Below are 12,884 nucleotides of genomic sequence, written 5' to 3'. Positions count from 1 at the left end.
AATTCAGGTATGTTACAATTGCCCCTTGTTTGAAAATGATGATGAAATGGCTATGTTTATGGCGAAACAAATAGCAGCAATGAAAACCCAATTAAGAAACGTATATATCCTGCTGCTTATCTTCTCCAATGCTGCGGCAGATCAGGTGTCAAAAAGCATTGCGCGTCAGCGACTGGTTTATCATGAAACCATTGAAATTATTGGCAAACATCTTATCCTGATGAAGGTAGAAAACCGGGGAGCTTTTCTGAGTACGGGGGATTCACTATCCGGATCAGTAAAGTTTATTTTCCTGACGCTGATTCCTCTGATCGCCATATTTTATGGGATGTACCTATTAGTGACCCGAAGCAATATGCCTGACTTATTGGTTATCGGAATTTGTTTTGTGATTGGCGGAGGATTAGGAAACCTGACCGACAGATTGTTTTATGGATCTGTGACCGACTTTCTGCATATCGATTTGTTTATATTTAAGACCGGCATTTTTAATATTGGCGATGTCTCTATTCTGATAGGAATGGTGATGATTGTCTCTAATCTGTATCTTTCAAAAAAATAAAATAATGAAACTACTCTGTACAATTCTGCTATTTACTTCCTTCACACTTGGACTGAAGGCACAGACATCGCTTGTAAAACTAATAACGAGTAAAGGAGATATCACTTTATTATTATATGATCAAACGCCGAAACACAGAGATGCGTTTCTCAAAAACATCAAAAAAGGAGTGTTTGACGGTGCCCGGTTTAACAGAGTGATCAAATCCTTTGTGAGTCAGGCAGGTGAACTGGATGATCCTATCCTGGAACGTGAGAAACAACATCCCGAAATTCCAATTGTACGTATAGCTGCAGAGATTAATCCGCTCCTTTTTCATAAAAAAGGAGCATTAGGAATGGGAAGAAACGATAATCCGGCAAAGAGCTCCTATATCAACCAGATCTATCTGGTAGAGGGAAAAAAGCAAACAGATGCCCAACTGGATGCGATTGAGCAGAAGAAGGGTGTTAAATTTTCTCAGGCGCAACGGGAGATCTACAAATCAATTGGCGGAACACCGCATCTGGATAACGATTATACCGTATTTGGAGAAATTATAGCCGGTATGGATGTGGCAGAGGCCATCAATAGCGTCGCCACTAATTCAACAGATCTTCCATTGGAATCCATCAGCTTCAAACCAGTTATTCTGTCCGGAAAAGAATCACGGGAAATCTTAAAGAAAAAAATGTCTGTCAATTAAATTGCAATCAGGGTTTCTTAATTACCCAGTAATGCTTTGAGCTCCGTCTTTTCTTCTTCCTCCAGCTCAATAATGTGTTCAAGTATGCTAATGATCTGGGCTTTCTGATTGGATTGTAATAATGTATTGAACAATGCCACTATTGTTTTTTTCTGGTCAATACTCAGGTTGCTAAAAAGTTTAGGCTGGATCTCATATAAAGAACGCAGTACTTTTAACAGGTTTTCCCTTCCGGTTTTATCCAGGGGTAAAATACCGTCATCCTCATATTTCTCGATCAGTTTACCAGAGTATTCCTTTAAAAAGGGTTTTCTTTTATCTCTTAAAAATTCATTTACTTTTTTGGTCAGGAATTTAAATTCCGGGGCAGATTTAGACCTGTTATATAACCTTACCTGTGTATCAAATTCGGATCCATTGAAATCAAAATCCGTAAAAAACTCACTTTCAATATATACGCTGTGGAAATATTCGTCCGCTTTTTTATTCAGCGTTGTATATTCTTTATGCATTTCTTCCCCTTTTTCATTGATAAAATAAGCTTTAGAAAGTTCACGGTGCAGGGACTCTTTCCATTGTACAAATTTGAGCCTGAATAAGGTATTGCTATCATCGTATTTAATTTCAATATCCTCTTCATAATGCAGGATATTGTCAGTATAATCCAGCGCTTCACCATTGATGAGTATGGTAAATCCTCTTTTTTTATTCAGTTCAAGGAACCAGCAAAATTCAGCTTTCAGGTAGGGAATAATTTCCTGCACCAGGTAATCATCGGATATCTTTAAGTTAGAAAACAAAACCCGCGTTCCACTTTTACTGCTAAGCGGTATCTCCAGCAGATGTGCCTGGTAATTGTTCAAAGCAGAGACCCCAATCTGAATACGCCCGCTTTTCAATACTTCGTTCTGCAGAAAGGTAGTCTGCCATTCAGCATCATTAGCGAACTTAAAAAACGTGAGTCGCCCAACCCCGTTTTTACCATGCATTACAGATTTATTCTTATTAGCCCCGAGTTGTTTTGCCTTTTCTGATTCATAAAAGGGATCGAACTTTGCTTTAAGGTTTTTAAAATTGATACCGTAGCCATTGTCTATAATCTCCAGACTATCAATGAATCCCAGTGCATTAGCGGTGTAAATAATCTCTACGGCATCTGCCTTTGCATCAAAGCCATTCCATATATATTCAGAAAGTGCCTGCTTTTCATTATAATTACGAAGAACTTTCTGAATACCATTTGAAGTAATATTTACATTATTTGACATAATTGCGGAAGGATTTGAATCCAAAATTAGTGAATATTTATAGCTAAAAAAGCTTATTGACAAATGCATTTAAAATACTGATGACATGCAGGATATCTTTTTCAGTATGCACAAATGAACAGGGCAGGCTAAGCGTTGTTTCATGAATCTTTTCCGCAATCGGATAGTCATAGCTTTTTAAAATTCCTTTTAAAGCTTCCTGATGATGAGGAGCTACCGGGTAATGGATTTCGGTCATTATTCCATGATCTGCCAGGTATTGCTTTAAACGGTTTCTTTCAGGATGCAGTATATTGTAAATATGATATACGTGATAAAAATCAGGACTTTCTACCGGCTTAATGAATGAAGGATCAAGATGAAGCGCATATAAAGCCGCAAGCTTTCGTTTATGTGTATTGATCTCATTGAGATGCGGCAGCTTTACTCTTAAAAAAGAGGCCTGAAGTTCATCGAGTCTGGAATTGTAACCAATCACACTATTATGGTATTTCTTTTCAGATCCATAATTTCTTAGCTGTTTAAGCTTACTGAAATCAGCTGCTGATTTACAGATGATCGCCCCTGCATCACCAAGCGCACCGAGATTTTTTGTTGGATAAAAGCTGAACGCACCAAAATCACCAAATGTTCCTGCCAGCTGGCCTTTATATTTCGCGCCATGTGCCTGTGCACAGTCTTCAATTATTTTAAGCTGATGCTGAGCGGCAATTTCGATTATCGGATCCATTTCACAGCATCGACCGTAAAGATGAACGACCAGTATTGCTACAGTATTGTCAGTAACGGCTTCAGCTATCTTTTTTGGGTCTATATTATAGGTCCTGCTCTCCGGCTCTACCAACACCGGCACCAGATCACAGTGTATAATAGCCAATATGGTAGCTATATAGGTGTTGGATGGTACAATGACCTCAGCCCCTTTGTTAAAGGCACAACATTTTAAAGAAAGAAACAACGCGTCAAGTCCGTTTGCAACGCCTGTGGTATAGGCAGCACCATGGTATGCAGAGAACTCGTTTTCGAAGTGTGTTACTTCTTCACCCAGCACATACCAGCCTTTATCAAGAAAACGGGAGAATTTATCCCTGAATTTCTCTTCGAATGATTTATTGAGTGTATTTAAATTCTCATAGGGTATCATAAGGCTCATAGATATAATCTTTAGGATCAAAGGCAGTGGAGGCGAGCACCAGTAATATAGCATCCGGAGTAAAATCATACATCACATGCCAGTCTTCCGGCAGCAGGATAAGGCACTTTTCAGGACTGTCCAGTTCAAATACCTCTACGGTTTTATCATTGTTATTGGTGATTTTGCAGGCACCTTTGATACAGATTGCAGCCTGATGTGTTTCATGATGGCGGTGCCCGCCTCTCTCGGTATCATCAACAGCATAGATATAGAAGAGGCGCTTGATTTCGAATGGAACAACATTGTCAAGAACAGTCAAAATGCCTCTGCTGTCTTTAAAAGTTTTAATGTCTATGATATGGGCCATTATATTTCTTTACAACCCGGTGTGCTGGATCGCTAATTTTAAAGGGTGATAGTGCAAATGTAATTTTTATCCCGACATAAATAATTTTATTAGTTCAATTCTACAGAAAAAGCAGGGTTTAGATCCGCATCATTTCATAGCAGGTAAAAACACCTGTTTTGGCTAAGACGTATTTATACGGATATAGGGGTGAATCTAAAAGCATTAATTTGATTATTATTAAAAGATAGCATTATGTACAACGAAATCACTCACGAAATAACACCGCTAAGATTATGGATGACCATTTTAAATCTGGATCTGCATTCTCCTGTGCTCTTTCTTAATGTTTCCGTCAATAAGGAAAACAGACTCATAACGGGCACATGTGATTTCTCGATTTTAAAAGCACAAAAATCAAAATCCTTTAAAACAGAAATTAAAGGTGAATACAGAATTATCAATACTTTGCAGGAAGGAGATCAGTTAATGATTAATCTCCTGGGTTATCCTCATTACGATCAAAATAACCCGAGCATAAAGATCACACTGCTGGTCAATCCCAACTGGAAAAGGGGAAAAGCTTACTATCAGTACCTGGAAGATGGAAATTGGGTCCACGTTCGCAAATCTGAGATAAAGATTAAAGGCGATGAGCCCTATTACGCCACGACTAATGACCTGAATATCCCCTACCCGGAATTCACTTTTCATAAAAGAGGATTTATGCAGTAAAATGATCTGCATCATTTTTTATGAAGTGATTATCTGATACATTTGACCTGTCAATTTATTCGTAAACCAATGGATATTGGTTATAATCGAAGGGGCTGTTCCACGAAGTTCAGCCCCTTTTTTAGTGAAATTTAGCTTATATTTGATCTAGATATAATGCCAAGATATGTCAACACCTGTAGAACGTATTCAATCAATTGATATACTGCGAGGAATTGTAATGGTAATTATGGCACTGGATCATACCCGTGACTTTTTCCATATTACGGCGATGACTGCCGATCCTCTTGATCCTTCCATCACTACTCCAGCATTGTTTTTTACGCGCTGGATCACTCATTTCTGTGCGCCCATATTTGTTTTTCTATCCGGCCTGTCTGCTTACTTAGCGGCGCAAAATAAAGCTGACAATATAACTAACAGCCATCTTTTTAAGCGTGGGCTATGGCTTGTATTTGCAGAGATAGTGATTGTTACTTTGGGGCTGACCTATAACCCGTTTTATAACTTTATCATCTTACAAGTCATCTGGGCAATTGGCTGGAGCATGATATTGTTAAGTATAATCAGAAGATTTTCCTATAAAGCGGTATTACTCACCGGTGTAGTGCTGGTCTTTGGACATGACATAATTAGCCTTTTTCCATTACCACAGACCGGTTTCTTTGCTATTGTCATGAAAGTATTTTTTACGGCTTCAGGTACCGTTCTAGCCCTGAACTCCACACATTTAATTGGTGTTTTCTACGCTATTTTGCCATGGACAGGAATTATGTTTTTAGGTTATGCATGCGGGGCATGGTACCATAAAAATTATGATCCTGTAAAAAGAAGAAAAAACCTGATCACCAGTGGTCTATCGCTGATTATGCTTTTGATCCTGTTGAGATCGACCAATATCTATGGGGATCCCTCTTTAAGAAAGGTTTATCCAACACTTATCCAAAACCTGTTTTCCTTCTTAAACACGAGTAAATACCCGCCTGCTCTGCTGTATTTTTGCATGACGACAGGCCCGGGATTGATCGCACTATCGGTACTGGAGAAGGCAAAAAATACATTTACGGGAATAATGACTAATTATGGCGCTGTGCCCTTCTTTTATTATATCCTTCATTTTTATATATTACATCTTTTACTGGTCATTGTATTTTTTATCAGTGGCAGGCACACGAATGAAATTGTTTCCATTCCATTTTGGTTCAGACCGGCTAATTTTGGATTTAGCTTACCAATAGTGTACTTCATATGGATATTAGTCGTACTATCTCTATACAAACCCTGTATATGGTTTAAACAATACAAAACAAATCACAGCCAGTGGTGGTTAAAATTTATATAAACAAAAAAACATGAGCATTACAAATCAAAATAATCCCTTTTATTCAAGAACAGATGACACGCGACTTCATGTAACTAATGCCGAATGGAAAAACATCCTTCCGGCAGATTTATATCATGTTGCGAGAGAGCAGGGCACGGAACGTGCATTCACAGGCCAGTACTGGGATAGTGAAGAAATAGGCACTTACTATTGTGCTGTTTGCGGTAACCAATTGTTCAAATCTGACGCTAAATTTGCCAGCAGTTGTGGATGGCCAAGCTTTTTTGAAACTGTAAAACCAGGCAGCGTTATTTATAAAGAAGATAAGAGCTATGGGATGCGCAGAGTTGAAGTGACCTGTGGAAGATGCGATTCACACCTGGGACATATTTTTGAAGACGGCCCAGCTCCCACCTTTAAACGATTTTGCATGAATGGGGTTTCATTAGAATTTGAGCCGGAACAGCAATAAAAATTTGTTCTCCTGCAGATATACAGTGCAGGAGAACGAATACGCTTCAATAGCGCGTAAGAAATTTTAAATCAGCATTTGCCTTTCAGAAAGCGGTCAAAAGATTTGCTGTAGAATCGTTCCATTACCTCTTCTGACTTTTCCATTACTTTTTCAAAAGTATAACCAGTGATCAAATAATCCTCTTTCGCAAAAATTCTGAAGGTTAATCTCTGTTTTCTTTCGTTCAGCTTTTTGACTTCCAGATTTGACATGGACCTATCATGCATTGCATAGTTATCCGCAAGATTTGCACTAATTTTACCAGTTTGAGGATCCTTATACATTAAAATCTCCCGGGAATTGATTAGTGCAGAAAAACAGAACCGGCTGTATAAATGCGGATGTAATCTTTCTTTATGGAGCAATAGAAACTCAGTAAGGTCTATCTGCATTTCAAAATCATGTTCAGGCATAAGATCTATGAATTCTTCCTTGAAGGGTACAAACAGATTCTCAGCTATTCGTTCATCTTTAAAAATAACGCAACAGACCGATAAAGAGGTATTAAAGGCTGCCTTTGGCGCTTCCCAGCCCCACTCAAAATTGCATCCGTAATAGGGACGTAAAGAAAAGCCTATCTCGGGAATTACCTCAATACCATTAATCCAGATTCTTTTTTCTGCATTCATTTTATCGGAAGAGGAAGATTTGACTACAACAGCACCTTTAACAAGAATAGTTTTTTGCCGGAGATCGAAATAGTTTAATTGATTTTCATTGATGAAGGTTGGGCTAACCATAATAGTAAGAATTAAATAATAGATTTTTAACTGGAAATTTAAAGCACCTATCCTCCTTAATAACAAGCATCTACCTTATTTTTAACACAAATTAGATAAATTAAAATTGTATTAAAGCATTTTGTTAATAAAAAAATGAAATAAATTAAATTACTATGTATTTTAGCATGAGGTAAGAATAAAAAATCAACCTTACGGTGATTTGTATTGTATTAATTATAGGATTTCTATCACTAATGCTATCATTCATATGGGCGATAACTGATGTTCCATTTATAACACTAACACAGGAACGACAACTCATATGAATGTTACTGAGTTTTTTACTATTTTACAGCTTGTTAATATATACTCGTGAAACCGTCATGATCTGAAGTTCAAAAACAACAATGAAAAGATCATCATGGCTTCGTCAGAGGAAACCGCCGAAGGCTGCCTGAACAATATTATGAATATGTACTACTGAAAAAACAATATTACTCATGAAAAAATCTAACAGAAGAAAATTTATAGGTACAGCCGGACTGATTGCGGTGGGCACTGCCGCGTCTGCTTTTCCATCAAGTTCGGAAAAACCAGTTTATCCGGTAGTTCATCATGTGTTTTTCTGGCTGAAAAACCCTGCATCGAAAGAGGACCGCGACCAGTTAGTGGCTGGTGTTAAAACACTGTCGAAAATTGAAACCGTTCGCGAGCTGCATGTTGGTATTGTGGCAAGTACTGAAAAAAGAGATGTGGTTGACAATAGCTGGGCAGTGTCCGAATTGATGTTTTTTAGTGATCTTGCTGGCCAGGCTACCTATCAGACTCATCCTCTCCACCTGGAATTTATTAAAAACTGCAGTCATCTCTGGGAAAAGGTGATCGTTTACGATGCAGTAAAAGCATAACATAAAAAAGCGCCATCTCTTCAGGCTGTGCCTTCAGCAGATGACGCTTTTGCTTTTTTAACCGGCGTTAAATCAATTGTGCTAACGCATCCTTGGTAAACCCTTTTAATTCATCATTACGGTTCGCGTGAATTTTTGCCGTCCATTCAGGATCTGCAAGCAAAGGTCTGCCCACTGCAACCAGGTCGAAATCACCTCTGTCCATTCTCCTTACCAATTCATCTAATGAGGTTGGATCAGAACTCTCACCAGCAAATGCAGCCATAAACTCACCGGAAAGTCCCACCGATCCTACTGTGATGGTAGCTTTGCCAGTAATTTTCTTCGCCCAGCCTGCAAAATTAAGATCTGATTCTTCAAATTCAGGCTCCCAGAAACGACGTTGTGAACAGTGGAAAATATCTACCCCGGCATCGGCCATAGGATTTAGCCATGCCTCCATTTCTTTCGGTGTTTTTGCCAGTTTAAAGTTATAATCAGCCGGTTTGAACTGAGAGAGACGTATAATCACCGCAAAATCTTCACCTACCTGTTTTCTGACTTCTTTAATTACCTCATTTGCAAATCTTCCACGCTCAGGCAGGGTGTCACCGCCATAAATATCAGTACGGTCATTCGTTCCATCCCAGAAAAACTGGTCTATTAAATAACCATGTGCTCCATGTATCTCTACACAATCAAAACCTAATCGTTTTGCTTCTTTGGCAGCACGGCCATAGGCGGCAATTGCATCAGCAATATCAGCATCCTTCATCGCTTGTCCATTCACGAAACCAGGTCTGTTTAAACCGGATGGTCCTTCAAAGGGTGCGTCTGGCAACCATCCTGAATGATGATTGTCCATTACTCCCATATGCCATATCTGAGGTCCCATTTGGGCACCGGATTGGTGAACGTGGTCAATCACATTTTTCCAGCCGGCCAATGCCTGGTCACCGTAAAAATGTGGTATGTCTTTATCATTTGATGAGGCTATGCGATCAATCACTGTTCCTTCAGATAAAATCAAACCAACTTCACCTGCTGCTCTTCTGCTGTAATAAGCAGAAACATCGGCAGTTGGTATGCCATCGGGCGAGAATGAACGTGTCATCGGTGCCATCACAATTCTATTTTTGATATGTAATGATTTAAGGCTGAAAGGCCTGAACAAACTGTCTGTTTTCATCTTTTATATTATTTTTTTTTTCCGTATTATCTATGTGTTTTGTCTTCAAGCAGTCTCCGGCGGTTTTCGCTTATGGTTTATCGTTATCATTCCATTCTGATTTTGAAATACCAAAACAATTCCCGTGAATTCATCTTATAATTCTTTTTCTATGAGTTCTTTTAGCTGCGAGAATGCTTCGTCATCTCTTTTATAATAAGTCCATTGTCCTATCCGGGTAGAACGGATCAGGCCCGCACGCTGTAAAACGGAGAGGTATTCAGATATGGTGGACTGGGTTAATCCGCTTTTCTTTTGTATTTCACCAACGCAAACACCACATTCGAAGCCGGATTCCTGCTCGGGAAAATTCTTCTCCGGTTCTTTCAACCATTGCAGTATCTGCAACCTCGCTTTGTTGGACAATGCCTTAAAAACTTCCAAATGATCCATGACACAAAGGTATATCGACTTTTCCCGATATACCAATTATATAAAATTATTTGACAATAAACTGTTTTAGCTATGATTCAGCCACACAGTCACTTCTGTATCACTAGAAGATAAAAGTTATATTTATGCTGCCTCAATGAATCCTTACACCTGTTCCTCTCGTATATTAGAACTTAAAAATACTATAAACCTCTCCCCCGTACAATGAAAAAATGGATAGCCGCAATATGGCTGACACTTTTAACAGCAGTTATTCTAGGTTTTTTCTGGTATAATCAATTGGTATACAGCTTACCTACTCCCATACCCGGGAATTATCAGCCAATTGCTATTGGTCAGGAACTCACCTTAAACAATAAACTCAATTTCAATAACAACAAACCATTATTTCTGCACTTTTTTAATCCTGACTGCCCTTGTTCAAGATTCAACATTGACCATATCAGATCATTAATTAAAAGCCATCAGACAGACGTGAATTTTGCGGTCATTTTAATGACAAATAAAACCTACACCACTAAGGAGATCCGGAAAAAATTTGGTCTTGATGTTCCAATTATATCCGATACAGGCATTGCTAAACAATGCGGCGTATATTCTACTCCGCAGGCAGTGATGATTACCAGTGATCATCACCTCTATTATCGTGGCAATTACAACAAAAACAGGTACTGTACCGATCAGCAGACAAGTTATGCAAAAATAGCACTGGAGGATATGCTCAATAAAAAAAGCAGATCTCAATCAGATGTGCTCGCCATTAAAGCCTATGGCTGCAGTTTACCCGATTGTACAAGTAAATAGCAAACCTTATTATGGGTATCAGATATATGGATAATAATGGTTTTTTAGCGGATTACCGGTTCAATGTGAATAAGAGATCAGACAGGCTGATTAATTATTTTATGATCGCTTTTTTTCTGGCGGGTCTCTTTTTCGCTACTTTTTATGACACATGGAACATTGCATTTGGTGTTGGTGGTACTGCTTTACTTGCTTATTATTCCATCAAATGGGCATTGCCCAATTCTAATCTCTACCAATATGTGCTGAGTGTATGTCTGGGTGTATTCATGGCCCAGTTCATTTATCAGATGCATGGTTTGTTTGAAATGCATTTTTTCGCCTTCATAGGCAGTGCGATTTTAATTACTTATCAAAACTGGAGATTACAGCTACCCATGTTGATTTTTGTAGTGATACATCACCTGGGACTTAATTATTTACAAAGTATTGGTTATGGTGAAACCTATTTTACCAGTCTGGATTATCTTGCGGTGAGGACCATGTCGCTACACATTGCTTTAACCGCAGTCATCTATTTTATCTGCGGCTTATGGTCTTATCACCTCCATACTTATAATGGCGCTCAACTCCATATGCTCACGCAGATTAAAGAACGTGAGGAACATACTGCAGCATTGGAACAGTTAAACAGTCAATTGAAAGTTTCCCATGAGGAAGCAGTAATTGCGCGGCTCGAGGCAGAAAAAGCAGCACAGGCCAAAAGCATTTTTTTAGCGACGATGAGTCACGAAATACGAACACCAATGAATGGGGTGATGGGTATGACGTCGCTGTTGGCTGAAACAGATTTAGATGAGGAACAAGCAGATTATGTGAATGTAATCAGCACCAGCGGGGAAGCATTACTAAATGTAATTAATGATATTCTGGACTTTTCAAAAATTGAATCCGGTCATATGGAACTGGAGGAAAAATGTTTCGACCTGCATAAATGCACAGAAGATGTAATCGATTTATTCGCGGGTAAGGCGAATGAACAGGGGATTGATTTGCTTTATGAAATAGACCATAACCTACCGGAACGATTAATTGGCGACAGTTTCCGGCTTCGGCAGATCCTGATTAACCTGATCAATAATGCACTGAAATTTACTCATCATGGAGAGGTTCATATCAGCATTAAACAGCAGGAGATCAAGGGTGATAAAATTGTGGTGCTGTTTGAGATTCGCGATACAGGTATAGGGATTCCCGAAGAGAAAATGAACAGGCTTTTCAAGGCATTTTCACAGATAGACTCCTCAAATACCAGAAAATACGGCGGTACCGGGCTGGGTTTGATCATTAGCGAAAGGCTGGTTAAATTGATGAATGGCTTAATTACCGTAAAAAGTAAGGAAGGTAAAGGAACGGTGTTTTCATTCACTGTAGAAAGTAAAGTGGGTCAGGATTCACCTGCTGTCCCCTATCTATACAACATGGAAGAACATCAGGGAAAGAGAATACTGATTGTTGATGATAACCATACAAACCTCCGGATACTGAAAACACAGCTGGAGCTGTGGAATTTTGTACCTTTTATTGCCGATAGCGGTCGGCAGGCATTGCAGCTACTGAACGGTGATAAGGATTTCAATATGATTATCACTGACATGCACATGCCGGATATGGATGGTGTGGAGTTTGCCAAAGCAGCACGCCTGCAACAGTCCACTATTCCTATGCTACTCCTGAGTTCAGTAGGTGACGAGGAGAGATATAAACATCCCGACCTGTTTGTTGCGGTTTTAAATAAACCGGCAAAAAATAAGCAGCTTCGTTACCTGATCCATCAGGCACTCAGCGAACATGTATCTATTAAAAATAGTATTGTTACGCAAAAACCAGCCAATCTGCTTTCGCCCGATTTCGCTGCTCAATATCCATTGAGCATTCTAATAGCGGAAGACAATGCCATCAACCAGAAACTGATTGCTACGATTCTTAACAAACTCGGTTATCGGCCTGACTTTGCAGTGAATGGGAAAGAAGCGATAGACCTGTATACGATTTACAGGCACAATCTTATTTTGATGGATGTGCTGATGCCTGAACTGGATGGCATAGAGGCGACAAAACTCATCAGAAATCAGCCCGATGCACAGCCAAGAATTATCGCTTTAACAGCAAATGCGATGACAGAAGACAAAATTGAATATATAAATGCAGGGATGGATGGCTATCTTTCCAAACCCCTTGATATTGTTGCCTTACTGAAAGTACTCAAAGAATCTGCGAATATTAAAAATTTAGAAAAATAGGTTTATCGGGATTAGTTACATTTGCACCACATTATAAA

General features: G+C 39.0%; 14 protein-coding genes. 8 read left to right on the top strand and 6 right to left on the bottom strand.

Annotation, left to right across the window (positions count from 1 at the left end):
• Positions 1–79: 79 nt before the first annotated feature.
• Both OQX62_RS24290 and OQX62_RS24285 read left to right on the top strand, forming a co-directional pair.
• Positions 80–562: a signal peptidase II gene (locus OQX62_RS24290; RefSeq protein WP_265834266.1), complete on the top strand. Its 483-nt coding sequence runs from the start codon at positions 80–82 to the stop codon at positions 560–562.
• A 4-nt stretch (positions 563–566) separates the two neighbouring features.
• Positions 567–1,247, top strand: a complete 681-nt coding sequence (locus tag OQX62_RS24285; protein WP_265834265.1) for a peptidylprolyl isomerase — start codon at positions 567–569, stop codon at positions 1,245–1,247.
• 17 nt (positions 1,248–1,264) lie between these two features.
• On the opposite strand, the gene OQX62_RS24280 is transcribed toward OQX62_RS24285, so the two are convergent.
• Genes OQX62_RS24280 through OQX62_RS24270 form a run of 3 tightly spaced genes read right to left on the bottom strand, consistent with a single transcriptional unit; the run spans position 1,265 to position 4,017 of the window.
• The gene (locus OQX62_RS24280; protein ID WP_265834264.1) at positions 1,265–2,515 is read right to left on the bottom strand and encodes an ATP-binding protein; all 1,251 of its coding nucleotides are present in this window, start codon (positions 2,513–2,515) and stop codon (positions 1,265–1,267) included.
• 43 nt (positions 2,516–2,558) lie between these two features.
• Positions 2,559–3,668 (bottom strand): DegT/DnrJ/EryC1/StrS family aminotransferase, encoded by a 1,110-nt coding sequence (locus OQX62_RS24275; RefSeq protein WP_265834263.1) that lies wholly within the window; start codon positions 3,666–3,668, stop codon positions 2,559–2,561.
• Positions 3,646–4,017: a sugar 3,4-ketoisomerase gene (locus OQX62_RS24270; RefSeq protein ID WP_265834262.1), complete on the bottom strand. Its 372-nt coding sequence runs from the start codon at positions 4,015–4,017 to the stop codon at positions 3,646–3,648. The genes OQX62_RS24275 and OQX62_RS24270 overlap by 23 nt, the downstream gene beginning before the upstream one ends.
• 234 nt (positions 4,018–4,251) lie before the next feature.
• Here OQX62_RS24270 and OQX62_RS24265 point away from each other — a divergent pair, with 234 nt between their 5' ends.
• The 3 genes from OQX62_RS24265 (at position 4,252) to msrB (ending at position 6,527) form a co-directional block, all read left to right on the top strand.
• Positions 4,252–4,731 (top strand): DUF1842 domain-containing protein, encoded by a 480-nt coding sequence (locus tag OQX62_RS24265; RefSeq protein ID WP_265834261.1) that lies wholly within the window; start codon positions 4,252–4,254, stop codon positions 4,729–4,731.
• A gap of 166 nt (positions 4,732–4,897) precedes the next feature.
• On the top strand, positions 4,898–6,073 hold the full coding sequence (locus tag OQX62_RS24260) for a DUF1624 domain-containing protein (RefSeq protein WP_265834260.1): 1,176 nt from the start codon (positions 4,898–4,900) through the stop codon (positions 6,071–6,073).
• 10 nt (positions 6,074–6,083) lie between these two features.
• Positions 6,084–6,527: a peptide-methionine (R)-S-oxide reductase MsrB gene (msrB, locus tag OQX62_RS24255; RefSeq protein ID WP_265834259.1), complete on the top strand. Its 444-nt coding sequence runs from the start codon at positions 6,084–6,086 to the stop codon at positions 6,525–6,527.
• Positions 6,528–6,598: 71 nt separating this feature from the next.
• Here msrB and OQX62_RS24250 read toward each other — a convergent pair whose 3' ends face one another.
• Complete coding sequence (locus tag OQX62_RS24250; RefSeq protein WP_265834258.1) at positions 6,599–7,309, bottom strand: hypothetical protein; 711 nt, start codon at positions 7,307–7,309, stop codon at positions 6,599–6,601.
• Positions 7,310–7,791: 482 nt separating this feature from the next.
• On the opposite strand from OQX62_RS24250, the gene OQX62_RS24245 reads away from it, so the two are divergent.
• Positions 7,792–8,199: a Dabb family protein gene (locus OQX62_RS24245; protein ID WP_265834257.1), complete on the top strand. Its 408-nt coding sequence runs from the start codon at positions 7,792–7,794 to the stop codon at positions 8,197–8,199.
• 67 nt (positions 8,200–8,266) lie between these two features.
• Here OQX62_RS24245 and OQX62_RS24240 read toward each other — a convergent pair whose 3' ends face one another.
• The gene (locus OQX62_RS24240) at positions 8,267–9,367 is read right to left on the bottom strand and encodes an NADH:flavin oxidoreductase (protein WP_265834256.1); all 1,101 of its coding nucleotides are present in this window, start codon (positions 9,365–9,367) and stop codon (positions 8,267–8,269) included.
• Between the two features lie 135 nt (positions 9,368–9,502).
• Positions 9,503–9,799 (bottom strand): ArsR/SmtB family transcription factor, encoded by a 297-nt coding sequence (locus OQX62_RS24235; protein ID WP_265834255.1) that lies wholly within the window; start codon positions 9,797–9,799, stop codon positions 9,503–9,505.
• Positions 9,800–10,003: 204 nt separating this feature from the next.
• Here OQX62_RS24235 and OQX62_RS24230 point away from each other — a divergent pair, with 204 nt between their 5' ends.
• Together OQX62_RS24230 and OQX62_RS24225 are read left to right on the top strand one after the other, a co-directional pair.
• Complete coding sequence (locus OQX62_RS24230) at positions 10,004–10,603, top strand: peroxiredoxin family protein (protein WP_265834254.1); 600 nt, start codon at positions 10,004–10,006, stop codon at positions 10,601–10,603.
• A gap of 11 nt (positions 10,604–10,614) precedes the next feature.
• On the top strand, positions 10,615–12,846 hold the full coding sequence (locus OQX62_RS24225; protein ID WP_265834253.1) for a response regulator: 2,232 nt from the start codon (positions 10,615–10,617) through the stop codon (positions 12,844–12,846).
• Positions 12,847–12,884: the final 38 nt, after the last annotated feature.

Source organism: Pedobacter sp. MR2016-24, assembly GCF_026239655.1.
GTDB lineage: Bacteria > Bacteroidota > Bacteroidia > Sphingobacteriales > Sphingobacteriaceae > Pedobacter.
Note: the sequence above shows the minus strand (reverse complement) of the source record. Positions and strands in the feature narration are given on the sequence as shown.